This is a genomic window from Bradyrhizobium sp. AUGA SZCCT0177 (assembly GCF_018130125.1).
Classification (GTDB): Bacteria; Pseudomonadota; Alphaproteobacteria; order Rhizobiales; family Xanthobacteraceae; genus Bradyrhizobium.
On sequence record NZ_JAFCMA010000042.1, the window covers coordinates 32402 to 54985 of the forward strand.

Consider the following 22584-nt stretch of genomic DNA (forward strand, 5'->3'; position numbering starts at 1 on the left):
AGGTCATGCTCAAGAGATAAAGACGTCCCAATCCTGAAAGCAACGCGATGGACGACCTCAAATCTATCATCGGAAAAGTCGCCACCGGTGCGACGCTGTCGCGTGAGGAGGCCGCCTCCGCCTTCGACAGCATGATGTCCGGCGAGGCGACGCCCTCGCAGATGGGCGGACTATTGATGGCGCTGCGGGTACGCGGCGAGACGGTCGACGAAATCACCGGCGCGGTGTCCGCGATGCGCGGCAAGATGCTGCGGGTCAAGGCGCCGGCGGAGGCCGTCGACGTGGTCGGCACCGGCGGCGACGGGTCCGGGTCGGTGAACGTGTCCACCTGTGCCTCCTTCATTGTCGCGGGCGCCGGCGTGCCCGTCGCCAAACACGGCAACCGCGCGCTGTCTTCGCGCTCGGGGGCGGCCGACGTATTGGCCTCGCTCGGTGTCAGGATCGATCTTTCGCCCGACCAGGTCGCCCGTTGCGTACAGGAAGCCGGCATCGGATTCATGTTCGCGCCCGCGCACCATCCCGCCATGAAGAACGTCGGCCCGACCCGGGTCGAACTCGCCACGCGCACGATCTTCAACCTGCTCGGACCGCTGTCCAACCCGGCCGGCGTCAAGCGGCAAATGGTCGGCGTGTTCTCGAGGCACTGGGTGCTGCCGCTGGCGCAGGTGCTGAAGAACCTCGGCTCCGAGTCGGTCTGGGTGGTGCACGGCTCCGACGGGCTCGACGAAATCACCCTCACCGGCCCGAGTTTTGTCGCGAGCCTCGAAAACGGCAATGTCCGCACCTTCGAGGTGACGCCGGAAGAGGCCGGCCTCGCCCGCGTCGGCGGCGAAGCGTTGAAGGGCGGCGATGCCGACGCCAACGCGGTGGCGCTGCAAAGCGTGCTCAACGGCAAGCCGGGCGCGTATCGCGACGTCGCTCTCCTGAACGCCGCGGCGGCGCTGATCGTCGCCGGCCGCGCCGGGGATTTGAAGGAAGGCGTCGCGCTGGGCACCAAATCGCTCGACGGCGGTGCTGCCGCTGCAAAACTCAAGCATTTGATCGCGGTGTCCAACGGCTGACCGCGGGAGCGCCTGACATGTCCGACATCCTGAGCAAGATCGAGACTTACAAGCGCGAGGAGATCGCCGCCGCCAAGCGGACGCATCCGCTGGCAAGCCTTGAAGCACTGGCCAAAACCGCGCCGCCGCCGCGCGGCTTTTTGCACGCGATCCGTGAAAAGCTTGATCGCGGTGACTATGCGCTGATCGCGGAGGTGAAGAAGGCTTCGCCCTCCAAAGGGCTGATCCGAGCCGATTTCGATCCGCCGGCATTGGCACAAGCCTATCAAGCCGGCGGGGCGGCGTGTCTGTCGATCCTGACCGATACGCCCTCGTTCCAGGGCCACCTCGATTTCATGGTTGCGGCGCGTGCGGCGACCAATTTGCCGGTGCTGCGCAAGGATTTCCTGTTCGACACCTATCAGGTGGTCGAGGCCCGCGCCCATGGCGCTGACTGCATCCTGATCATCATGGCCGCACTCGATGACGTCACGGCCAGGGATCTGGAAGATGCCGCCATCGCGCATGGCATGGACGTGCTGATCGAGATCCACGACCGCGCCGAGCTCGATCGCGCACTGAAGCTTCGCTCGCCGATGATCGGCGTCAATAACCGCAATTTGCGCACCTTCGAGACCACGCTGGTGACCAGCGAGGCGCTCGCGCCGCTGATCCCTGGGGATCGCCTGATGGTCGGTGAAAGCGGCATCTTTACGCCGGCAGACCTTGCGCGCCTCGCGCGCGTCGGCATGGCGACCTTCCTGGTCGGCGAAAGCCTGATGCGCCAGGCCGACGTCACTGCGGCAACGCGGGCGTTGCTGGCCCGTACCGACGTGCCCCGCGCCACCGGGACGCGCTAGGCGATGGCGCGGAAGGCTTCCAAAGGCGGCGCCCTCACCCACATCGATACATCGGGCGAAGCGCGGATGGTCGACGTGTCGGCCAAACCCGCCACCGAACGCATCGCCGTTGCCGAAGGCCGCGTGGTCATGAGCAAGGCGACGCTCGAACTGATCGTCTCCGGTAACGCCAAAAAGGGCGACGTGCTCGGCACCGCCCGTATTGCCGGCATCATGGCGGCCAAGCGCACCTCGGATTTGATCCCGCTGTGCCATCCGCTGGCGCTATCGAAGGTCACGCTCGACATCACGCCCGACAGGAAATTGCCCGGCTGCGTCGTCCGCGCCACCGTGAAGGTCACCGGGCCGACCGGCGTCGAGATGGAAGCGCTGACGGCGGTGTCGGTTGCGTGCCTGACGATCTACGACATGATCAAGGCAGTCGAGCGCGGTGTGCGGATCGAAGGCATTCATCTGGTCGAGAAAAAGGGCGGCAAGTCCGGACATTACCGCGCCGGGGACTGATCGCAATCGGCGAGAAAACACCGTTCAGTCCGCCGGTCGTGACCGAGTCACAATGATTTATCCGGCGTTGCGTTGCCGCTCGCGATAGCTGCGTGTTTTCATCCGGTTCCCGCACAGCGACGACATGCACCAGCGCCGCGTCGATGGTTTCGAGCGGTCGAAAAACACCCGGCGGCATTCGTCAGACGCGCACATTTTCAGCCGATCAAGCGTTCCATTTCTCGAGCCGTCATAGAGTTCTGCGACAATCGGCGACAGTCCTGCGAGCGCATCTTCGCGCGCCGCCCGCAGCACCATGCCGTCATCCCCTGCGGTCACGACCAGCGGAAAATATTTCAGCGCTTTGCTCAGCGCGCGAACTGCATCCTTGTTTCCGCGCCGCTCCAGCGGATCGCACTGCAGATAGTCGCGCACCAACGTCCGCAGTTCGATCGCGGTTGCAAACATCGCCGGCGTGATCTTCGCGCTGGTCGGCGCCAGCCCGCGCTGCGACATCCACCTCGCGAGCTCCCGCGCGCTGATCAGTTCATCGCCTTGCGGATGCGGCACGCCGTGATGCGTGAAGTGCCTGACGTCGAGCGTATTGGCGAAATCATAGAGATTGGCCAGCTCGTCCGGAACGCCGAACTTTTTTGATTCCCGCGACATCGACACCAGTAAAGCATATTTACCGGTTGACAGCAAGAGACACCGGTATAATCAATATACCGGTGTTCTACCCGCAACCGTTTCGAGAGGAACCCGCCATGAGCCAAGACGCAACCTGGCCCCGTACGGGGATTTTCTACGGCTGGTTCGTCGTGGCCGCCGCATTCGCGGTGACCTTTGTCGGCTTCGGCTGCGCCTATACGTTCAGCGCGTTCCTGGAACCGCTGCAGCGCGATTTCGGCGCCTCGCGCGGCTCGGTCTCGCTGGTGTTTTCGCTCGCGGGCTTTCTCTATTTTGCCTTGGGCATCGTCAGTGGCCCCCTCGCCGACCGCTACGGCTCCCGCCGCCTCGCGCTGGCAGGCATGCTGCTGATCGGCCTCGGGCTCGCCGCGGCGGGTGCTGCACGCAATTTGCTCGAGGTCTATGCCGCTTACGGCCTCGGTGTCGGACTTGGCATCGGCTGCGCCTATGTGCCCGCGGTCGGCGCGGTGCAGCGGTGGTTCGTGCGACGGCGCGGCTTTGCCTCCGGTCTTGCCGTGAGCGGCATCGGCGTTGGCACACTGGTGATGCCGCCGCTGGCGACGCTCCTGATCGAGACGCTGGGGTGGCGCGGCGCTTACCTGGCGCTCGGCGCCATCGCCGCTATCGTTGGCGGCGGGATGGCGCTGCTGCTGGAGAACGATCCGCGCGCGCGCGGTCTCAACCCCGACGGCGATGCGGTCCTGCCGGGCGCCATCCCGGCGCAGGCGCAGGGCGCCACGGTCAGCGAGGCGATCCGCTCACCACACTTCGTTGCGCTTTATGCCGCCTGCCTGATCTGCTCGTTCGGCCTGTTCGTGCCGTTCGTGCACCTCGTTCCCTATGCCGGGGATCACGGCGTTGCGGCCTCCTCCGCGGTGCTGCTGCTCGGTGTCATCGGCATCGGTTCTACCGCCGGCCGCTTCTTCCTCGGCGGGCTCGCCGACCGGATCGGCCGCCAAACCGCCCTGCTGCTGCTGTTCATCGGCATGGCGCTCGCTCTCGCAATCTGGTTGATCTCGACGAGTTTCTGGCAGCTTGCCGGATTCGCCTTCATCTACGGCATGATCTACGGCGCGTGGGTTGCGGTGCTTCCGGCCGTTGTGATGGATCATTTCGGCGGGCGCCATGTCAGCGGCATCATCGGCATCCTCTACACCAGCGTCGCGTTCGGCACCCTGATCGGTCCCAGCACCGCCGGCTACGCATTCGATGTCACGGGCGATTATACGCTGCCGATCCTGGCCGGCGTCGCCGCCAACATCATCGCCGCCGCCATCGTCGCAATCATGTTCCGCCCGACCCACGGACCCCTTCGGAACTAGGTCCTGCCGAGGTTGTCATGGGCAGCATTCGCTACCTGGCTAACGTTCCGTTAACCAGACTTGCTAACGTCAATTCCATCTCGGCGCGGTAGCAAAGTAACGGGCCGGAAGCACGCAATGCTGCTTCCGGGATTATTTCCTGGCAGCGATCTCGTTCAATGGGTTCAATCAACACCGCCTCATTCAAGATCAAGCCCATCTTTCGCGGCGGTCCGATCCGATGGCTGATCCTGGGCGGCGTGCTGCTGATCGCCACGATCGCGATCGGCGCGACCATCATGGCCGGCAATTTCCGCGAACGCGCGCTGCGCAACAGCGAACGCGAGCTGGAAAACACCGTGCTGCTGCTGGCCCGCCATTTCGACCAGCAACTCGAGGATTTGGAGGTGGTCCAGAAGGACCTGATCAGCTTCATCCGATCCAGCTTGATCACGACGACGGAACATTTCCGGCGCCGGATGTCGAGCGAAGAAATCCATCTGATGCTGAAGTCCAAGATCGAGGCGGTGTCCTATGTCGGCGGCGTCAACGTCTTCGACGTCGAGGGCAGACTGATCAATTCGTCGGTGGCCTGGCCCGCCCCGCCCGTCAACGTCGCGGACCGGGCCTATTTCAAGACCTTCAAGTCCGGGCCGGAATCGCCGACCGTGGTGATCGAGCCGGTCTACAGCCGTGTCACCGGCGTCTGGACCACAGTGATCGCGCGCAAGGTCACGGGGCCGAACGGCGAATTCCTCGGCGCCATCGGCCGCGGCATCGAACCCGCCAATTTCGAGAAATTCTTCGCTTCGGTGGCGCTCGGATCGGATGCCGCGATCGCCATGCACCACCGCGACGGCACGCTGCTCGCCCGTTATCCGCATGTCGCCGAGATGATCGGCAAGAACTTCAAGTCCGGCCCGGCCAGCCAGCGGCTTGTGTTCGAGCGCGCCAATACCACCTCCCGTCTGACCAGCCCGCTCGACGGCGAGCACCGGGTGATCTCCTCGCGCGCGCTGAGCAAATTTCCGATCGTGATCGTCGCAGCGACGACCACCGCGGCGGCGCTGGCCGACTGGCGCGCGCAAATCTCCATCCTGATCGCGGTGGCCGGATTGTCCGTGCTGGCGATTGCCGTGCTGTTGTTCCTGGTGGTGCGCAAGCTCTCGCAGCAGCACCGCGCGTCGCGGCAGCGGCTGACGCTGGAAAAACAGCGGCTCGACACCGCCGTCAACAACATGACGCAAGGCCTGTTGCTGTTCGATTCCTCGCAGCGCCTCGTGATCTGCAACCAGCGCTATCTCGACATGTACGGCCTGTCGACCGAGATCGTGAAGCCGGGCTGCAGTTTCCGCGACGTGATCGCGCATCGAAAACAGACCGGATCGTTCACCGGCGACGTCGACCGGTACGTCGTGCGGGTTCTGCGCGACGTCGGGCAACGCAACGCGATGATCATCACGACGCCCGACGGACGTTCGGTCCAGGTCGTCAACGAACCGCTGGCGGACGGCGGATGGGTGGCCACCCATGAAGACGTTACTGAACAGCGCCAAGCCGAGGAACGCATCACCCACCTCGCCCATTACGACGCGCTGACCGACCTGCCGAACCGCACCCTGTTCCACGAACAACTCAAGCAGGAACTGCCTCACGTCGCAGCCGACCGGCAGCTTGCCGTGCTCTATATCGACATCGACGAGTTCAAGAGCATCAACGACTCGCTCGGACACATGATCGGCGACGAGTTGCTCAAATCCGTCGCGGTCAGCCTGCGTGCTTGCGTGCGCGAGACCGATTTCGTGGCAAGGCTCGGCGGCGACGAATTCGCGATCGTTCAGACCGGGGTGACGGGCGCCGACGATGTCACCGAACTCACCCGCCGCATCTATGATGCGATCCGCGCTCCTTACGAATGCCTCGGCCATCAGGTGACCACCGACGCCTCGATCGGCATCGCGCTGGCGCCGCAGGACGGTTCCGACCTCGACCAGATCCTGAAGAACGCGGATCTGGCGATGTACGCCGCCAAGGCCGCCGGCCGCCGCACCCATCGTTTCTTCCAGCCGGCAATGGACGCCCAGGTGCGCGCCCGCCGCGTGCTGGAAATGGACCTGCGACAGGCCATCGTCGATGGCGGCTTCGAGGTTTATTACCAGCCGTGTCTGGACCTGCGGGACGGCAGGATCACCGGCTGCGAAGCGCTGGTGCGCTGGCGCCATCCGGAGCGCGGCATCATCTCGCCGGCCGACTTCGTGCCGATCGCCGAAGAGACCGGCCTGATCAATCAGCTCGGCGAGTGGGTGCTGACCACGGCGTGCGCCGAGGCAGCGACCTGGCCCGACGATGTCCGTCTTGCGGTCAACGTTTCGCCGGTACAGTTCAAGAGCGGCACGCTGGCGCTGAAGGTGATGGCAGCGCTTGGGGCGTCGGGCCTGGCCGCGGGCCGGCTGGAACTCGAGATCACCGAAGCGGTGCTGATCCGCGACGACGATGCGGCGCTTGCCATCCTGCACCAGCTTCGCGCCATCGGGGTCAGGATAGCGCTCGACGATTTCGGGACCGGCTATTCCTCGCTGAGCTATCTGAAGCGCTTCCCGTTCGACAAGATCAAGATCGACCGCTGCTTCGTCACCGATATCGGCGAGCCGGAAGGGTCGGCCAGCATCGTCGAGGCGGTGGTGAACATCGCCGCCGCGCGCCACATGACGACGACCGCGGAAGGCGTCGAGACCGAGCAGCAGCGCGAATTGCTGCGCGCGCTCGGCTGTTCGGAGATGCAGGGCTATCTGTTCAGCCCGCCACGACCGGGCGCCGACATCAAGCCCCTGCTGCTCGCGCACCGGCCGATGCCTGCCGCCGCGAGCCCGGTGCGTTCCCGCAGGCGCAAGCCCGCCGCCTAGACGGGTCTTCTCGTTGAGAACGCTCTAGTTCGGCACCGACCGCTTCGCCGCAACCGCCGGCGCATTGGCGTTGACGGTGACGCCGCGCAGCAGATTGAAGGCGGCACCAAGCGCCTTGTCGTCCTTTTCGGACGGCGGCACGTAGGATTGCGAACCGGTCTGCTCGGCGCCGTCGGCCGCCAGGTGCCCGCGCATCGACGCTTCGCCCTTCAGCTCGGCACGGCTCTTCAACTCGTCCGGCACGTCCTGCAGCACCTCGATGTCAGGCGTGACGCCCTGGGCCTGGATCGATTTTCCGGACGGCGTGAAATAGCGCGCGGTCGTCAATGCCAGCGCGCCGTTGGACTTGCCGAGCGGAATAATCGTCTGCACCGAGCCCTTGCCGAACGAACGCGTGCCGATGATGGTGGCGCGCTTGTGGTCGCGCAAGGCGCCGGCCACGATCTCGGACGCCGATGCCGATCCGCCGTTGATCAGCACGACGAGCGGCTTGCCTTTGGTCAGATCGCCGCCGCGCGCGACGAAACGCTGGGTTTCCTCCGGCGTCCGGCCACGGGTCGAAACCACCTCGCCCCGCCCCATGAAGGCGCTCGACACCGACACCGCCTGATCGAGCAAGCCGCCCGGATTGTTGCGCAGGTCGATGACGTAGCCGACGAGCTTGTCGGACGGGATCGTCTTTGAGATATCCGCGATCGCCTTGCGCAGGCCGTCGGTGGTCTGCTCGTTGAAGCTGGTAATCCTGACATAGCCGATATCGCCGCCCTCGGTGCGGAAGCGCACCGGCCGCACCCGGATGATTTCGCGGACGATCGCGACCTCGACCGGCGTGTCCGCGCCCTTGCGAACGATCTTCAGGCGGATCTTGCTGTTGGCCGGCCCCTTCATCTTGCTGACGGCCTGGTCGAGCGTCATGCCCTGAATGGAATCATCGTCGATCTGCGTGATCAGGTCGCCCGACATGATGCCGGCCTTGGCGGCGGGCGTGTCGTCGATCGGCGCCACCACCTTGACGAGGCCGTCATCCATCGTGACCTCGATGCCGAGCCCGCCAAATTCGCCATGCGTGGTCTCCTGCATGTCGTTCCAGCCCTTCGCATTCATGTAGCGCGAATGCGGATCGAGCGAGGAGATCATGCCGTTGATGGCGCCCTCCATCAGCTTGGAATCGTCGGGCTTCTCGACATAGCTGGCGCGAATGCGCTCGAACACGTCCCCGAACAGATTGAGCTGCGAATAGGTGCCGTCGGTGCGGGCCGCAGCCTTGGCGGCCGCAACCAGATGCGTCCCCTGCGGTCCGGCGACCAGAAAGGTCAAACAGGCGCCGGTGACCGTGCCGAGGAGAAAGGTGAGATTCCTGCGCATTTGCGATCCTTCTCGCTATCATCAGCCAAATTCAGGTGAATCGGCGTCCCGGGCTCCGGCGCGGTCAACCAACAACGGCTTTTTGGTCGGATCAAGGCGGTTTGGGCCCGGGCCATTACGGGTTTGTTAAGTATGGGGGTTTTGGCGGGAATTGGCCTGTTTTTGGGGGGGCATATGGCACCCTGTGAATCGTCGTCCCGGCGAACGCAGATGCGCAATTGCGCATCGGGGGACCCATACCGCGTGATCTCTCTATGAAACTCGGTAGTAGAGACCTTCCGCAAAACTACTCCCTGGGGTTATGGGTCCCGGCGCAAGGCCGGGACGACGCAGATATAGTTTCGCATTCTCGCGGCGAATTGCGCCCGAGGTTTGCAGGAAATCTTCTCGCCCTCTCAATTCAGAGGGCGCAGGGAATGCCGGATGCGCGCTGCACCCGCGGTCTCATGTGCGATTGTGCATAAGAATGCTGCACATGAGCATACAGGGCAGCGGAGAACATCCGACATTCCCTGCGCAGTGGCTTTACGGCTTATAGCGTGCTCTCCCCGGTGAGACGGCCTCTATTGCCACCGTCACCCCTCGGAAGCGTTAGCTTCCTCAGAGCTTGACGCCGTTACGGGCGCCAGGACCACACGCCTTCACCGTACGCATCAGCCGCGACCGTCAATCGCAACGTCAACGTCCACCGCATCCCCGCCCCTCGTCATGACGACGGCCGACGCCCCTCTGAGTGGGACGGGATGGCTATTGATGTGCAGGTGATTTGGGGTGGAAGGGAAGTGAAATATTTTTGATTTTCGGAACTTTTGGACTTGACACGATTTCCGCAAACCAGAAGTGATTTGCCCGACGGGCTAGATGTAGTGGGCCCGTAGCCCGGATGAGCGGAGCGATATCCGGGTCCGCCTCGCACGGATCCCGCATATCGCTTCGCTCATGCGGGCTACCCGATCACGGCGAATGCGCGCACCTAGGTGCAGCCATCGACAAGCACCAGTTTGCTCGTGGTCGTAGCGTGGCGCACCTCGAACAGGCCCCGAATGTCGGGGTCGCCCAGAAAGGCTTCCGCCTTTGCGCGTTCCGGAAATTCGAGGATGACCATGCGTTCGGGCTTCCAATCCCCTTCGACGGTCGTCGGTTGAACCCCTTGAACGAGGTACTTTCCGGAATGCCTCGCGATAAACGCAGGGATTTCCGCTATGTACTTTCTGAAACCACCGAAGTCGTTCACCGAGAAATCGAGTACCAAATAGGCTTTCATTTCCGACCTCACACCAACATCAGCAACCCGGCCCGGATGAGCAAGCCAACATCCGGGTTTTGTTTTTCACGGCTCCCGCATATCGCTAAGCTCATGCCGGCTACTCGCTTGCTGCGACATTCGAGCGTTTGACGGGGCCGACAAGCGTTAGATCGAGCACACGCCTGGTATGTTCACTGGTATGATGCGCAAGTGCTGCCCTGCCACCGCACACACCTGCGGACAGCCCGGCGGGTCTGGCGGACGGTCGTCCGTGCCACGCATACGCCGCCGACTCTCGTTCTACCTGGCCCGCAGCCGACGGCAACTCGCGTTACCATATCGTCTACCTGGGGAGGCGGCGCAGGTGTCATGGCTTGTACAGATGTTGCAACGAACAAGGCGAAGCCGGCCATAGCGATCAATCTGAACATTGTTGTTCTCCCTTAGGTCCATGAATATACCGAGGCGGCTTTGGGCCGCCCCTGCGTTCCGGAAATTCATTGGCAGACGTGCATGAGGCCGTCATCGAGCTTGACCATGGTACCGGGCGTGCAGCTGATCGCGTTGCGGGCTGCGTAGTCAGACCATCCGCTGTAGCCATACCAGGGGCCACCCGCGTAATAGGCGCCCACTGCATAGTGAGGTCGGGGGCTTATTGGGCCGCTCGCGGCGTAGCCGCCCACGTAGGCTGCGCGGGCTCCCCGAACCGTCTCATTGTAATATGGACGGCCCGCGTAGTATCCGGCGCCGACCGCTGCTGCGGTACCGACAGCTGCTGCGGTGCCGACAGCTGCTGCGGTGCCGACAGCTGCAGCAGTGCCGATTGCAGCGCGCCTGTACTGCCGTCGTGCAACGCCGGCAACGCTAACGGGAGTTAGCGGGCGACCGACGCGTGCTTCAGCGCTCTCGATTGATAGCGCGATGCCGCTCTGCGCTGACCAGCCGAGCGAAAACAGCGCCGCAAACGCAAATGCGGGAGCACTAACAGCAATGTTTTTCGCGATCCGTTTCATGGTCTTCTCCATTGTGCATGGAACACGATAGCAAATGCATATCGTTGCGTTTCGGAGCGCCCGATCTTGATTCAGATCAAAGGTATTGGAACGGCAATGACTTCGGATTTTCCGTCAATCAGCGTCAATTGCCCGTGGGGACATTGACCATTGGGACAATAGTCCGGGCGGCGCGTTTGTCGTAAACATGTGACAATGATTTCTCCCTCAGGCAGGGGACCAATGACTGATCAGTTGGAGTTTGACCTGCGCGCTACGCTATGCAGGCGGCTCGCCGAGCGAGAACCGGAACATCGAATTCTTTGGATGGCCGAGGCCGAGAACTGGTCCCGGCTGTCGAAACAGAGAAGCCGCGGCGCTGCCGAAGAACAACCGATCCCCGCATCACGGCGAGTTGGCGGGAGAAGTCGGACCCGACTTCTTGATTCCCGGCGTAGTTGAATCGTGCAATCGGAGATCCCGACGTTCCCGGCGATATCGCACGCCAGTTGTACGATCCTCGCGCACCGCAGTCCGATCGCTACCGAACTGAAGCAAGGCGGGGAAATCTTGATCCAGAACACCGCACCCCATCCGGGCTCGTTGCTCGCGGATATCTGACCATCCCTGCCTTGGTGATGTTGGCTGTCATAAGGGTGGCGCGCCGCGCGGATGAACTGGCAACGGCAACGGCGGTGATCTTTGAGGTATTGCGCATGAGCTTGCTGGCGAGCGGCGATGCGGGAGCGCGCGAGAAGCGAGGATGGCCCCAAGTAGCCGCCACACACAACATTCGCACACTTGATCTATATCAAGCCGGCCGAATGGACCGTGGTCAGTCTTGCAGCGGCACTGGCTGCGCCTTGAGAGGGCTGCATCGAAGCTGGTGCGTCAGACTCAGGGAGAACACCATGAAACTCTCGATCACCTTGTCGGCATTGCTGATTGCCGGCCTCATGGCTGCAACGACAAAACCGGCCAGCGCCGTCATATACTGCCAATACGTCGACTATCCAGCAGGCTGCACCGTAAGGGCCGGCGTCGTGCTGCGCCCGCGGCCGGTCGCGCGTGCGGCGGCGACGCCTGGCGTCGGCCGTGTCGGGACACCCACCAACCGCGGCGGCCCGGTGGATCGCGTTGGCCGGCGCTGATCGGACCTTTCCTGCCGCAACAGCACCTCGTTACGTCGCGGATTGCTCGACGCCGAGGTGAAGGCGGCTCTTGCCAGCACACGACCGCACCCGAATCGGCCTCGAGCCGGGCGCGGCGCCGTGGCGGAGTAGCTTATGCCCCTGGCGCGATATTTCCTTTATGTCGGCGGAGTATTGCTCACTCTGGTGTTCATTCTGGACGCATGCCTGACCAGACTGCCGGTCATGCAGAGTTCACACATCGACGCGCCCGTTATCCGCATTCATTCCGACCGAAAATGGCCGGAGCGCATCGTCTTCGACACCAGCCTTCCGACGATCGTTCCCGCACAGGCTGCGATAGCGGAACACGGCATCGCCAGTCCTGCGCCGGTCACCGACGTTTCTTTAAAGGAGCGGGAACGCGAGGCATTTGCGTTGATGCAGCCATCCGACGCGAAGCGGATACAACCGTCCGACCCGGGAAAGCGAGAACTGAGGCAGCAACGGCCACGCAAAATCGTGAAGCGGCACGCGCCGCCCCGCTCGCTCCTCGTCGCGCGGCAGCCGCAATTCGGTTGGTTTGGCAACACCACCATCTGGTGACGGCAGCCGCAATCTTGTCGTGGGCTCGTACCTTATCCAGAGCGGTTTCTCGACGAAGGAGGTGCTCATGCGCTGGATCTACCTCGGCATCATTATTCTGTTCGCCGCGGCGACGATCATTTTCGCGCTGCAGAATTTCGAGATCATCACAATGTCGGTGTTTGGCTTCGATGCTCGCGTACCGCTCGCGGTTTTGGTCGCTGTCGTCTACCTTCTGGGCGCAGCGACGGGCGGCAGCCTCTTCGCGCTGCTGCGCCGATCCTACCAAGGTTCAAGACGCAGGGTGGTGGGCGCGCGATAACGACGCTGTCGGTTCACTACCGACCATCCCTGGTCGGGTGCGACACGCTCGGGGCCGGTCGCAACCGTTCCCTTGCTGCGGAGCGGCGGGCTTCTTGCTCGTCGTGAGTGGGTACATACTGGAAGCAGGTTACTTTTCGATCCGAAATCGGACCGTCTTGCTCTTCTTGTCCGCAGATTCTTCGACAATCTCAAAATTCCCTACTGACGCGCGCCTTAGACGTGCCGCACGTGGACGCGCGATCGACGATGAAACGTACCGATACGTTCCGGAAAACGATCCGCCACTCGCTTTGATTTCCCGCAACGGCACGTGTCGAAATGACATTGGGTATGGCCGCGCGGCGCCAACGCACTTGAACTCGATTCCGCTGCACTGAATCGTTTTGTTGCAAGTCGCCTTTACCTCGTTGATTGGCGTATCGTTGTACCCTGGTGGCAGCTGGTACTCCAGGACGCTGTCCAGCGTATCGGTACAGCTTTCGATTGGCTTGAATCGGAAATTGACGGCTACAGTTGTTCCTAGAGGCCCTGGAGCGAATACGGACAAATCGTGCTGGGTGATCGGCAGCACGTAACGCCCTGCCAAGAAGACCGGTTGGGCTATTGAGGACGTGGAGGACACGACAATTGTCAAGGTTGCCCAAACGATCACATGCATTCTAAGCCCCACGGAGAATTCACGCGTACGGTATGCCCACCGGCTCGGTGGAGCAACGGCTGCTTTCGCTCGTTGATCTAGATCAATAAGGCGAACAGGGATTGCATGCGCAATGGGCACTGGCGAGATCGGAGCCGCGCGATGGGGCAGCGAAGGATGATTCTGGATCCTGTCGGCGACTTGCGCCAGTTGCGCAACGAACGGAGTGACTGGCTGCTGACGGTGCTGACTGGAGTGCTCATACTGCTGATATTCGTCTTCGCGCCACTGCAGGCAGTTGGTATTACCACCTTTCATCTATTTGCTGTCGGCCTGTCACTCGCGATCATCGGAAGCATGGTGATCATTTCCAACAGTCCCACAGCGCTCGTTCTGATGTCGGTTGCGCTTGTCGCCAATATCGCCGTATTTTTCCTGCGGCTCTATTACCCCGTTCCCTTCCACCTTCACATACTGGCTGGCGCATGGTTGATCATCGCCTGCACTCTAGGGATCGTGGTCACTCAGGCCGTATTCAGGCGTGGCCGTGTAACATATCACAGAATTATCGGAGCGATCCTTCTGTACCTGCTGATCGCAGTAGCCTTTGCAACGCTCTTTGCTTTCGTCGGCCTGTCGGATCCGGGGGCGATCAAGGGAATAACATTTGACGACGATCAATCACTCGCGAGCGCGGTCTTCTATATGAGCTTTGTTACGCTGACCTCGACAGGTTACGGCGACATCATTCCAGTGCATCCGTTGGCGCGTAGTCTATGCAACATCGAGAGCGTCGTTGGTCAACTTTATCCGGCAACACTCTTGGCAAGGCTTGTTACTCTCGAGATGAGCGATCCCGGCCAATAAGCAGAGCCACAGAGGCCGACCACGCCTTGGCCGGCTACAAGCTGCGGTTTTGGATGATGGGATAGCGTTTGGAGAGGTTCGCCGAGCCAGGTGATTTGCGTCTATTGATCTATGTCAACGGCAGGAGGTTTGGTGGGCATGGCTAGTTAAAGCCATGGAGGTCGCTATGAAAGAAAGGAATGAAGGCGTTACGATCTCGATACCCACTGCCGCTGCTCGTCAAGCAGATGAGCCGATCCGCCGCTCTTCCTGCGCGCTCATCAGGTACTATGTCGCAAAGTACAGCGTGCCTGCTGCCGAGGCGTGGGCTCGCAGCAGGGGCGCGACTGAGGCAGAAATTTAGACTGCTCGGCGTTGTATTAATCCTCAACAGACCGTCCGTCTTGGCCAGGCAGCCGCATAGCAAACAATGAGGAAAGTCGGTAGCCTCGTTGGTCATTTCGTCAGTTTCGGGCCAAATGCACGAGGTGCGGACGCTACAAACATGGCAAATCAATCGTTCAAAGTAGCAGTAGTGTGGCGACGCAGAGGATCAGAATTGCCTGCCAGCCGGCCTTGACGGTTCGATTTGTCTTGCGAGAAGATCCGATACCAATTCTTGCCGGCGGGTGGTTGTCGTTGGCGGGAGGCCTGCCCGCTTGAAGCAGTGCATCAGGAGTCCGAGGCGACCGACACATAGGCATGACGATGTCCTCCCGCGAGCATTCCGCTTTGGAGTCTTGCCGTCAACCAATCCCACGCCGATCCAGGGTGCGGTGATACAAATCAATTGGTAAGCAGCACTGATCAACTGTGTCGGGGTGGTTGTTACCAGGCATGATGAGCCGCCAACCAGTTGTACGGCGGCAACCTCCCGCTTTTTCACTTGGGGAGGCAGACCGTCCTAAGCGTCTCGTCAGAGCTTCGGGCCTTCGCGTACTCTATTAAGGCCTGCCGCGCCGCGTCGCACCGTTCTGCGCTGTTAAATTCCTGTGTCGCAACAACGGCGCCGTTCGCAACGCCAAGCCAACTAACGATGATTAGAACCTGGGGCATAATATCCTCCTCACCGGGACAATGGGCTGCCGACGACCGACAGCAGATGGGTTATCCGGGTAGGACGCATCGTTGATGCGTCCGGCGCGTTGATCTGGGTCAAGCGCCGTTAACGGCCTTTTGTGGACCTCGCCAGGCAGCAGCAGCACCCATTCGCACTCAAAAAAAAAAGCCCCGGCACGGTGCCGGGGCCAAGGCTTGCTGAAGACAAGCCCCTGATCAGTAGCGGGCCGCGACCGGCGCCCCGTAGCCGCCGAAGCGGTAGTTGATGCGCAGGGTGACCATGTCCACGTCCTGACTGATCCGGTTGAGTGCACCGGCAACAATCGGATTGGCGACCGAGAACGAATTGTTCGCGTCGCCCATGAACAGATGGTTGTACTCGACACCGAACGACCAGTTTGGTGTGAAGCCGTACTCCAGTCCAACACCGATGGTGCCGCCCCAGCGGGTCGCGCTAGCTGAGGCCAGTTCAGCGCCGGTAAGGGTACTGAGGATGCTAAAGCGGTTGCTCGTCACTGCCGCGCCGCCCTTTACGTACAGCAGTGCTGCGTTCCAAGCGTAGCCGATCTGGCCGGTAAAGAGGCCAATACCATCGGTCGAGGTACGAGTGGAGAACAGAGGATTGAGGACGCTCACGCGCTGGTTGCTGAGATCCGCCCAATCGCCCTGAGCTTCCAGGCCAAACACCCACTGATTGGCTTGCCAGCGATAACCGATCTGGCCGCCGATCAGGCCCCCGGAGCGCTCGCGGCAGCCGTCGGCGAAGACGACGCCAGCGACATCAACGAAATCCCAACAATTGCGGCTCTGGCCCCAGCCGCCATTGGCGCCGATGTAAAAGCCGGTCCAGTCGTAAATCGGAACGATGACCGGCGCGGGTGGCCGTGCCTTGACTGCCATATCCGCAGCGGATGCGGGGGCGGCCACGCCGAGTAATGCTACGAGACCAACGGAAGCCAACAGAAAATTCTTCATTTTTTCTCTCTCCATTTCCGTCGGCTTCTAATTTGTCCCCGCCAACGGTGGTTTGCTGCATTGATTCCAACATGCACGTGAATCCTAGTACGTTGGGCCTAAGTTGCCGTGCCAAAATGGCAACACTCAAGGGCAATTGGCGCGCGGCACCTGACAGATTTTCGACTGGATTTCGTCGCAATTCATGTCGTGTGTTGATCATCGTGCATACGGCAAACGACATGAGAGTTCTGCTGGAGCTTGCGGTCATTCGATCTTCCCTGACTGCGTGTCAGGGGTTTGCGACGCGTCGCCGCTGCCTTGCTCCCGTCCTTCGTCAAGCCAGGACGGAATGTTTCCCGACGCGATAGCGCGTCTCGGCAAATGGGGAATGATCGTTCCGGCAGTCACGACCAAACCCTCGTCGAACTTGGCACGTGCGAAGCTCTTAGCTTCCATTTCGGTCTCGAATGTCTCCGTCGACCGAGACCGCCGGTTTCGGACCGCTGTACCTTTCCATGGGATTTCGAACGTCACATACCAAGCATGCTTCTTCATCTGGTGATTCCGACGAATCTGCCACCAAGCCTTCTCGAGGACAGCGCTTTTGCCGTCGACCTCGATCTTTCGTTTGCCCTCCTCGACAATGGCCGACGCCCGTCGGCGTTAGAGCGCCTCCCAGGCCACAGCCGTCAGCCCGAATGCGTTCCACGAAGGCGAACAGTTTTCATTGCCGATGATGGAGAGCTCTGACTTTCTTTGCCTGACCAGTTCGTCCGGCAGGCGTTTCGGCGTCCTCACCCCCATGAACCCACTGACCATGGCGGTCGCGCCGTTAGGTATCCTCAGTGCAGGCGCGTGACCGAGGGTAGAGCGGAGCCGGCATGAGGCTTTGATCTGTATCAAGGCTTCCGCGTTGGGATTCGACGCCATTGCAGGCATCGTCGCTTATTGGTCGTTGCGGCGTTCTACGCCGATCGACGACAGCATATCGTCCCACAGCTTGTGCACCTGCTCGTGGCGGCTCTGGACGGCGGAAGGTGTGACAGCGCCCGGGATACCGTTTCGAGCGTCAGTCGAGGCCGGGACTGCCCGAACAAGATGCATCGCAATCCGTTACGAACGCTGATCATCTTCCGAGTTGCTGCCAAACTCGCTACGAGCAAGTACGCCTCCGAGCGTTTGGCGGCACCTATCACGGGGTCATTGTTTAGCTGGTAAAGTGAACCCAACACCGGATTGAAGCGGGCATCGAGCATTCGCAGTTTGAGGTTTGCTTCTCGCCCATCGGCGCGCGTCGCCCAGTTGATCCAGCACCAGTCCTACCGAGTCAGGCTTGTGGCGGAGAACGAAGCTCAGGAATTTGCTGAGTTGGGTGGGATTAGAAGACATGGCGACGGGATATATCAAGCTGCCCGGATGAGCCAATGGTCGGCGCAGCGACGTTGATCTAGGGCTCCGCGAAATCAGCGCGCCGTTCCCGCATACTGCTGAACGCGCGGACCAATGTCGAACTCATCCGCTATTCGTCGAAGAGAGCTTCGGTACGGTTCTGCCAAATCCCGTCCCGACGGATGGAACGCAGGCAGGCTGGCGCTGACAGCCAAGATGCCGGACGGATGGATCGCTGGGTGCGAGTCTGCGGCTGATCCCTTTGGAGCTAGTCGAGAAACGGGCATTACTGCGGCGCATGAGTCCGTTCGTGGCACCTTTGAGACGTGCCCGCCTATCCTGAGAATGTCCGTTCACCGGGGTAGACCGGAAGTCGCCGTGGTCCGGTCAAACGACGCGAATGACCCATACCGGACCTCGCAACACCTTAGGCGAAGTCGAGCCTGACGATGATCACTCTCAGATTGATCTTGACCCATGTCAAATAGCGGAGTGGGTGGCATCTAATCTGCGACACATGTGCCGTGCCCCGGGCCCCAATTTTCGGCGGATTTTGGAAAATGTCCAGGGGTTAGGCTAGTGGTGCTTATGCTTAACCTTTGTCGGGAGCTTTTCCGAGAGCCAACCGCGCATTTGATTTGGCTCGATAGACCGCTCGGGTTTGCATCTCCTGGCAGAGACGCGATGCCCCTTCCTGTAGAGATCGCCCGCCACCTTCTTAGCATCGTGCTCGTCACGGCATTCAATCGTCAGCCCGCCATACCTTATTAGCCACTTAGCCGATGGCTTACGTGTAGCCGATGGCTCGGGGGCATCGCGGTCACCCCGCCCAATCAATCTCGCAAACTCAGCATCAGCTTCTTCTCGCGACAGCCGAATGAGCTCACGATCATCCCTAGTCGCGGGACCGCGCTTCAGCCGGTCCCACACCATCCAAGTCCCGGCTAAAACGCCCCTTCTTAGGAGGTAACGCTCCATGGCACGCTCTAAAGTGGCCCGTTTATCTCCACGACCCGCGACACCGACTATGACTGGCCCAATCCGCTGATCAGCAAGACGGCCAAAAGCTTTCGGACATAATCCTTCTTCATCGATGGCACGGGGTGGTCTGGCTGGAAGGTGCGGGCTGCTCCTCCTGCTTCCACCGCGCCGCAAGCTGCTTGATCTGCTCGAAATCGAGGGTCGACTTTGCCAGGGCGCCTTTTCGGACGATTATCGCCGCCGCATCGCGCTCTTCGGGGGGCAACATCATCCCTCGCGCCACTGCGGAACGAAGTTTCATGATGCCGTGATTGGCCAGGGCAACAAGCTCTTCCGGGTCTAAGGCCATTTTCCATGCCTACCCTTAGGCTGGCCGTAAGCCAGCACACGCGCCACCGGGTGCTCCAATTTCCAGGGTAGATTAGCGTTGGTTAATCTCAAGCTGCCCATTTGTATGGCATCACAATGGACGTGATCGGCCAGATGTTTGAGCACGCCTGTAAGCTCGGGCTGGCTTTCGCGCTGGAACTCTCCACCTTTGCCGTCACGCCGCAGGCCAAGATGCTGCGGGACTTCAAGGTCCTCTACTACAAGCGCTGGCACGACGAGAGGCAGCCGTCATGAAGCGCCGGCGCCGATCGATCAAGAAGCGCAACCGGCGGCGGCTGGCCTCGCACGCGCGAAGGCTCAGACGGTAATGATTTCGTAACGCCTAGGGCAAGGCCGTCGCAAAATCGTCACAGCGCCCGCTTTTTGCCACCAACGTGCCACCAGCTTGGCCAACGAATCGCGCGTGTTTGAATCCCACGTTTTCATTAGCGGGAGATACTGAAGTGGCGATAGGGACAGTGAAGTGGTTCAATGCAACCAAAGGGTACGGGTTTATCCAACCCGACGACGGCGGCAAGGATGTTTTCGTCCACATTTCAGCTGTTGAGAAAGCCGGCCTGAGCAGCCTCAATGAGGGTGCCAAGGTGAGCTATGAAGAAATGAGCAACCGGGGCAAAACGTCCGCGGAAAATCTAAGAGTCGGGTGAATCAAGCCCGCTGGTTCACAACGGCGGGCTTTGTTCTGGCGAATTTTGCGCAGACCCACGTGATTGACGGCTGCGTTCGCTATGTTCGGTCATTGCTTTCACCGCCTCGTTTTCGTCGGCGCAAAAAGCAATGCTCTGCCTATCCGCAAACACGAGCCATTGATGATGGCCAACTTCCGTGATGACGTATTCGGTCATTCCGGCCCCCATAAGCGAGTAGTTACATCTTAGGACAGCAGCCTTGCTGTTTTGTTAACCAAGATCCATCACGATCCTCGTGACCTTCTGGTGGTCACGGTTAAGGCCGTCGCTCAGCCAACCCAGCGGCGGCAGGCGGCCTCCGCCAATACGGCGCATGGAATGCTACTTCAAGCCAGCCTTCCGCAGCCCTTCCAGCAACGCCGCCGTGGCTTTGAGCAGGGTCTCGGTTTGATATTGGTCGTCCTTATAGTATTCAGTGATCTTGTTAAGGTCGTATTTCTGCTTGCTGAACGACGTCTTCCTGAATGTCTCGAGCGCCTTTTTGGCGTCTGCATCTCTGTTTGTCAGAGCGTAGGCCGCGATCAACCACGCTTGGCTGAACCAAAGGTTCGGCCGCACGTTCACCGATTCTTCGAGCACCTCGATCGCCCTGGCATAGTCACCAACGACAAAATAGGCGCGCCCCTTGACCCAACGGAAAACCCCGAATGAAGGATCCTTCGGGCTGAGCTGAGCGGCTTGTTCGGAAAGCGGAATGGCTTCAGCAGGCTTTCCGACGAAGACCATCTCATTGGCGGCTTGGGCATAGGCTTTGGCGAGATTTGGGTTGAGCCTGATCGCCTCGTTGAACGAGTCCAGCGACGCCCTGTGATTGCCGCGCAACCGATTGACGAACCCGAGCGCGTAATGCGCGAGCGTGGTATTCGGATCAAGCTTTATCGCCCTGTTGGCGGCATCCTCTGCACGATCGACCTCAGGCTTGCCCGCACCATTCCAGGAATTGAGCACGTCCGAAGACAAAACGTTGGCAAGCAGACCCCAGAGTCGCGCGTTGTCCGGGTCAGCCTTGAGGCCTGCCTCCGCATGCTGTCGCGTTTCGAGCGATTTTTGCGGTGTTGGATAACCGGTATTTGCAGCCATTGCCTTCATCCTTTCATCCAGAGGGTTGCCGTCCGCTGCAAGTGTGCCGACCTCGTGTCGAACGCCCTGTTGCACCATCTCGTCATTCAGCGAGGCGGCAATTCGCAACAACATGCTGTCCTGCAGATCAAGCAGGCTACCGGTTTCGCGCTCGAAGCGATTGGCCCAAAGATTGGTGCCGCTTCTGGTGTCGATCAGTTGCGCATTCACTTGGACCATCGGCCCCGCGCGCCGGACACTACCTTCAAGCGCGTAGCGAACCTTGAGCTCCCGACCTATCTGGCGGGGGTCCGTTGACTTGCCCTTGTATGCGAACGCGGTACCGGAGGCGATCACCCAGGCACGCCGCAACCGCGAAAGCTCGGTCGTCAGGTCGTCAGTGATCGCGTCGGCCAAATACTCATCGGCCGTGTTTCCGTCGACGTTCTTGAACGGTAATACAACGATCGTATTGGTACGGCCCGCCGCCTGATTTTGCTCCCGAAACACCAGAAACGAGGCGACGGAAGCGACGGCCAAAGCCACGATGCTGATGGTCGCAATCAACTTAACCCAGTTCGCAACAAGCAACGTAGCAAACGTCTCATGAATCCGTTCGTACGCGACCTGGTAAGCGTGAATTGGATACGGAATGTTCTTCACGTTGCGGGCCCCGCGGTACGCGAAAAAGAACTCGGGCTGAGCGCGTGTCTGGTCATAGATGCTCTGGCTAACGCATACTGTCCCAGGCAAAGCCAGGGCCTCCAGCCGTGCCGCGATATTGACGCTGTTTCCATAGATGTCGCGATGATCGACGAGAACGTCGCCCGTGTTGATTCCGATCCGCAGCTGCATTTTCTCCGCATCGCCAGACTGGCGCTCGGCAAGTCCGCGCTGGATATCGAGGGCGCAACGTACCGCGTCGACCGCGCTCCAAAACTCGACCAATAATCCGTCGCCCATGCTGCGCACGAGACGGCCCCCGTGCTTCTTGACTGTTGGAGCGATCAGTTCGCTAACATAAGTGGAAAAACGCGCATGCGTTTCATCCTCACTGCGGCTCATCATGCGGCTATAGCTGACGACATCGGCCAGCATCACAGCCATCAATCGCCGCTTCTGCCGCGCCGCAACCAGATCGATTCCCATCGGTGCGGTCTCCTTCGATCGGCAAAAGCCTCTCGGGTAGAGCCAGTCCGTTATTCGAAAGCTACCTTCGCAGAGCAGTTAGCCTGACCGCTTTTGTAAATGCACAGCGGATATCACCACGCCGTGCGCTGAAATGGGCATACAAAATAAACATTCCTCAGCTTGCCGTCGCAAGGAGATCACACATCGGAAAACCCTGCACCGGGGCTGCCTTCCAACCGCGTCTATATGTATATGCGCATCAATAATGCTGGAACAGTATGAAAGGCGTCACTACTCAGCAGGACAGCATCACTGTCATTTTTTCTCGCGTGAACAGCACAAGCTCGCCACGAATTCTGTGTCAAACCAACAACAGAGCATCGTCTTTCATGAGGCGGCGCCAAGATCGAATTCATCTCCCATCGGTCGAAGAGAGCTCCGGTACGGTTCTGCCAAATCCCGTCCCGACGGATGGAACGCAGGCAGGCTGGCGCTGACAGCCAAGATGCCGGACGGATGGATCGCTG

General features: G+C 60.7%; 20 protein-coding genes and 2 pseudogenes. 12 read left to right on the top strand and 10 right to left on the bottom strand.

Features of this window, described 5'->3' with window-relative positions; all coding sequences use genetic code 11:
- Nucleotides 1–47 precede the first annotated feature (47 nt).
- From trpD to moaC, 3 genes are read left to right on the top strand one after another with little or no spacing between them, the layout of a single operon-like run.
- Entirely contained in the window at nucleotides 48–1061 is a 1014-nt protein-coding gene (gene trpD / locus JQ597_RS33295) for an anthranilate phosphoribosyltransferase (protein ID WP_212269651.1), read from the top strand.
- A 17-nt stretch (nucleotides 1062–1078) separates the two neighbouring features.
- A complete protein-coding gene (gene trpC, locus JQ597_RS33300) occupies nucleotides 1079–1900 on the top strand; it encodes an indole-3-glycerol phosphate synthase TrpC (RefSeq protein ID WP_212269652.1) in 822 nt (273 codons plus the stop codon).
- 3 nt (nucleotides 1901–1903) lie between these two features.
- Nucleotides 1904–2404, top strand: a complete 501-nt coding sequence (moaC, locus tag JQ597_RS33305) for a cyclic pyranopterin monophosphate synthase MoaC (protein ID WP_212269653.1) — start codon at nucleotides 1904–1906, stop codon at nucleotides 2402–2404.
- 57 nt (nucleotides 2405–2461) lie between these two features.
- Here moaC and JQ597_RS33310 read toward each other — a convergent pair whose 3' ends face one another.
- Complete coding sequence (locus JQ597_RS33310; RefSeq protein ID WP_212269654.1) at nucleotides 2462–3052, bottom strand: CGNR zinc finger domain-containing protein; 591 nt, start codon at nucleotides 3050–3052, stop codon at nucleotides 2462–2464.
- A gap of 98 nt (nucleotides 3053–3150) precedes the next feature.
- Here JQ597_RS33310 and JQ597_RS33315 point away from each other — a divergent pair, with 98 nt between their 5' ends.
- Both JQ597_RS33315 and JQ597_RS33320 read left to right on the top strand, forming a co-directional pair.
- Nucleotides 3151–4395, top strand: coding sequence for an MFS transporter (locus tag JQ597_RS33315; RefSeq protein WP_212269655.1), 1245 nt, complete (start codon nucleotides 3151–3153; stop codon nucleotides 4393–4395).
- Nucleotides 4396–4553: 158 nt separating this feature from the next.
- On the top strand, nucleotides 4554–7277 hold the full coding sequence (locus JQ597_RS33320; RefSeq protein WP_212269656.1) for a bifunctional diguanylate cyclase/phosphodiesterase: 2724 nt from the start codon (nucleotides 4554–4556) through the stop codon (nucleotides 7275–7277).
- Nucleotides 7278–7301: 24 nt separating this feature from the next.
- Here the strand turns inward: JQ597_RS33320 and JQ597_RS33325 are convergent, their stop codons facing one another.
- The 3 genes from JQ597_RS33325 to JQ597_RS37890 form a co-directional block, all read right to left on the bottom strand.
- Nucleotides 7302–8642, bottom strand: coding sequence for a S41 family peptidase (locus JQ597_RS33325; RefSeq protein ID WP_212269657.1), 1341 nt, complete (start codon nucleotides 8640–8642; stop codon nucleotides 7302–7304).
- 973 nt (nucleotides 8643–9615) lie between these two features.
- Entirely contained in the window at nucleotides 9616–9906 is a 291-nt protein-coding gene (locus JQ597_RS33330) for a DUF1330 domain-containing protein (RefSeq protein ID WP_212269658.1), read from the bottom strand.
- 479 nt (nucleotides 9907–10385) lie between these two features.
- A complete protein-coding gene (locus tag JQ597_RS37890) occupies nucleotides 10386–10901 on the bottom strand; it encodes a hypothetical protein (protein WP_249148412.1) in 516 nt (171 codons plus the stop codon).
- A gap of 890 nt (nucleotides 10902–11791) precedes the next feature.
- On the opposite strand from JQ597_RS37890, the gene JQ597_RS33340 reads away from it, so the two are divergent.
- The 5 genes and pseudogenes from JQ597_RS33340 to JQ597_RS38560 all read left to right on the top strand — a co-directional run.
- A complete protein-coding gene (locus JQ597_RS33340) occupies nucleotides 11792–12031 on the top strand; it encodes a hypothetical protein (protein WP_212269659.1) in 240 nt (79 codons plus the stop codon).
- A 135-nt stretch (nucleotides 12032–12166) separates the two neighbouring features.
- The gene (locus JQ597_RS33345) at nucleotides 12167–12616 is read left to right on the top strand and encodes a hypothetical protein (RefSeq protein WP_212269660.1); all 450 of its coding nucleotides are present in this window, start codon (nucleotides 12167–12169) and stop codon (nucleotides 12614–12616) included.
- Between the two features lie 67 nt (nucleotides 12617–12683).
- Nucleotides 12684–12917 carry a LapA family protein gene (locus JQ597_RS33350; protein WP_212269661.1) on the top strand — a complete coding sequence of 78 codons (234 nt, stop codon included), beginning with the start codon at nucleotides 12684–12686 and terminating at the stop codon, nucleotides 12915–12917.
- An 801-nt stretch (nucleotides 12918–13718) separates the two neighbouring features.
- Nucleotides 13719–14423: a potassium channel family protein gene (locus tag JQ597_RS33355; RefSeq protein ID WP_249148413.1), complete on the top strand. Its 705-nt coding sequence runs from the start codon at nucleotides 13719–13721 to the stop codon at nucleotides 14421–14423.
- A 154-nt stretch (nucleotides 14424–14577) separates the two neighbouring features.
- A pseudogene (locus JQ597_RS38560) lies at nucleotides 14578–14763 on the top strand (hypothetical protein); the annotation flags it as partial.
- Between the two features lie 914 nt (nucleotides 14764–15677).
- On the opposite strand, the gene JQ597_RS33360 reads toward JQ597_RS38560, so the two are convergent.
- From JQ597_RS33360 to JQ597_RS33375, 4 genes and pseudogenes are all read right to left on the bottom strand, one after another.
- Entirely contained in the window at nucleotides 15678–16436 is a 759-nt protein-coding gene (locus tag JQ597_RS33360; RefSeq protein WP_212269662.1) for an outer membrane protein, read from the bottom strand.
- Nucleotides 16437–16682: 246 nt separating this feature from the next.
- Nucleotides 16683–16973, bottom strand: coding sequence for a hypothetical protein (locus JQ597_RS33365; protein ID WP_212269670.1), 291 nt, complete (start codon nucleotides 16971–16973; stop codon nucleotides 16683–16685).
- 27 nt (nucleotides 16974–17000) lie between these two features.
- A pseudogene (locus JQ597_RS37895) lies at nucleotides 17001–17222 on the bottom strand (CoA-transferase); the annotation flags it as partial.
- 1672 nt (nucleotides 17223–18894) lie between these two features.
- On the bottom strand, nucleotides 18895–19137 hold the full coding sequence (locus JQ597_RS33375) for a hypothetical protein (protein WP_212269663.1): 243 nt from the start codon (nucleotides 19135–19137) through the stop codon (nucleotides 18895–18897).
- A gap of 116 nt (nucleotides 19138–19253) precedes the next feature.
- Here JQ597_RS33375 and JQ597_RS33380 point away from each other — a divergent pair, with 116 nt between their 5' ends.
- Complete coding sequence (locus tag JQ597_RS33380; protein WP_212269664.1) at nucleotides 19254–19412, top strand: hypothetical protein; 159 nt, start codon at nucleotides 19254–19256, stop codon at nucleotides 19410–19412.
- A gap of 209 nt (nucleotides 19413–19621) precedes the next feature.
- A complete protein-coding gene (locus JQ597_RS33385; protein WP_212269665.1) occupies nucleotides 19622–19825 on the top strand; it encodes a cold-shock protein in 204 nt (67 codons plus the stop codon).
- 15 nt (nucleotides 19826–19840) lie between these two features.
- Here the strand turns inward: JQ597_RS33385 and JQ597_RS33390 are convergent, their stop codons facing one another.
- On the bottom strand, nucleotides 19841–20023 hold the full coding sequence (locus JQ597_RS33390) for a hypothetical protein (RefSeq protein ID WP_212269666.1): 183 nt from the start codon (nucleotides 20021–20023) through the stop codon (nucleotides 19841–19843).
- A 165-nt stretch (nucleotides 20024–20188) separates the two neighbouring features.
- A complete protein-coding gene (locus JQ597_RS33395; RefSeq protein WP_212269667.1) occupies nucleotides 20189–22075 on the bottom strand; it encodes an adenylate/guanylate cyclase domain-containing protein in 1887 nt (628 codons plus the stop codon).
- Between the last annotated feature and the right edge of the window lie 509 nt (nucleotides 22076–22584).

Bases quoted from the DNA above. Each gene is read 5' to 3' on its own strand.
- JQ597_RS33345 (WP_212269660.1), top strand. From the start codon at position 12,167: ATGCCCCTGGCGCGATATTTCCTTTATGTCGGCGGAGTATTGCTCACT.
- JQ597_RS33365 (WP_212269670.1), bottom strand. From the start codon at position 16,973: ATGAAGAAGCATGCTTGGTATGTGACGTTCGAAATCCCATGGAAAGGT.
- JQ597_RS33320 (WP_212269656.1), top strand. From the start codon at position 4,554: ATGGGTTCAATCAACACCGCCTCATTCAAGATCAAGCCCATCTTTCGC.
- JQ597_RS33380 (WP_212269664.1), top strand. From the start codon at position 19,254: ATGGACGTGATCGGCCAGATGTTTGAGCACGCCTGTAAGCTCGGGCTG.
- JQ597_RS33330 (WP_212269658.1), bottom strand. From the start codon at position 9,906: ATGAAAGCCTATTTGGTACTCGATTTCTCGGTGAACGACTTCGGTGGT.
- moaC (WP_212269653.1), top strand. From the start codon at position 1,904: ATGGCGCGGAAGGCTTCCAAAGGCGGCGCCCTCACCCACATCGATACA.
- JQ597_RS33360 (WP_212269662.1), bottom strand. From the start codon at position 16,436: ATGAAGAATTTTCTGTTGGCTTCCGTTGGTCTCGTAGCATTACTCGGC.
- JQ597_RS33395 (WP_212269667.1), bottom strand. From the start codon at position 22,075: ATGGGAATCGATCTGGTTGCGGCGCGGCAGAAGCGGCGATTGATGGCT.
- JQ597_RS33350 (WP_212269661.1), top strand. From the start codon at position 12,684: ATGCGCTGGATCTACCTCGGCATCATTATTCTGTTCGCCGCGGCGACG.
- JQ597_RS33310 (WP_212269654.1), bottom strand. From the start codon at position 3,052: ATGTCGCGGGAATCAAAAAAGTTCGGCGTTCCGGACGAGCTGGCCAAT.
- trpC (WP_212269652.1), top strand. From the start codon at position 1,079: ATGTCCGACATCCTGAGCAAGATCGAGACTTACAAGCGCGAGGAGATC.
- JQ597_RS33315 (WP_212269655.1), top strand. From the start codon at position 3,151: ATGAGCCAAGACGCAACCTGGCCCCGTACGGGGATTTTCTACGGCTGG.
- JQ597_RS33325 (WP_212269657.1), bottom strand. From the start codon at position 8,642: ATGCGCAGGAATCTCACCTTTCTCCTCGGCACGGTCACCGGCGCCTGT.
- JQ597_RS33375 (WP_212269663.1), bottom strand. From the start codon at position 19,137: ATGGCCTTAGACCCGGAAGAGCTTGTTGCCCTGGCCAATCACGGCATC.
- JQ597_RS33355 (WP_249148413.1), top strand. From the start codon at position 13,719: ATGGGGCAGCGAAGGATGATTCTGGATCCTGTCGGCGACTTGCGCCAG.
- JQ597_RS33340 (WP_212269659.1), top strand. From the start codon at position 11,792: ATGAAACTCTCGATCACCTTGTCGGCATTGCTGATTGCCGGCCTCATG.
- trpD (WP_212269651.1), top strand. From the start codon at position 48: ATGGACGACCTCAAATCTATCATCGGAAAAGTCGCCACCGGTGCGACG.
- JQ597_RS33390 (WP_212269666.1), bottom strand. From the start codon at position 20,023: ATGACCGAATACGTCATCACGGAAGTTGGCCATCATCAATGGCTCGTG.
- JQ597_RS37890 (WP_249148412.1), bottom strand. From the start codon at position 10,901: ATGAAACGGATCGCGAAAAACATTGCTGTTAGTGCTCCCGCATTTGCG.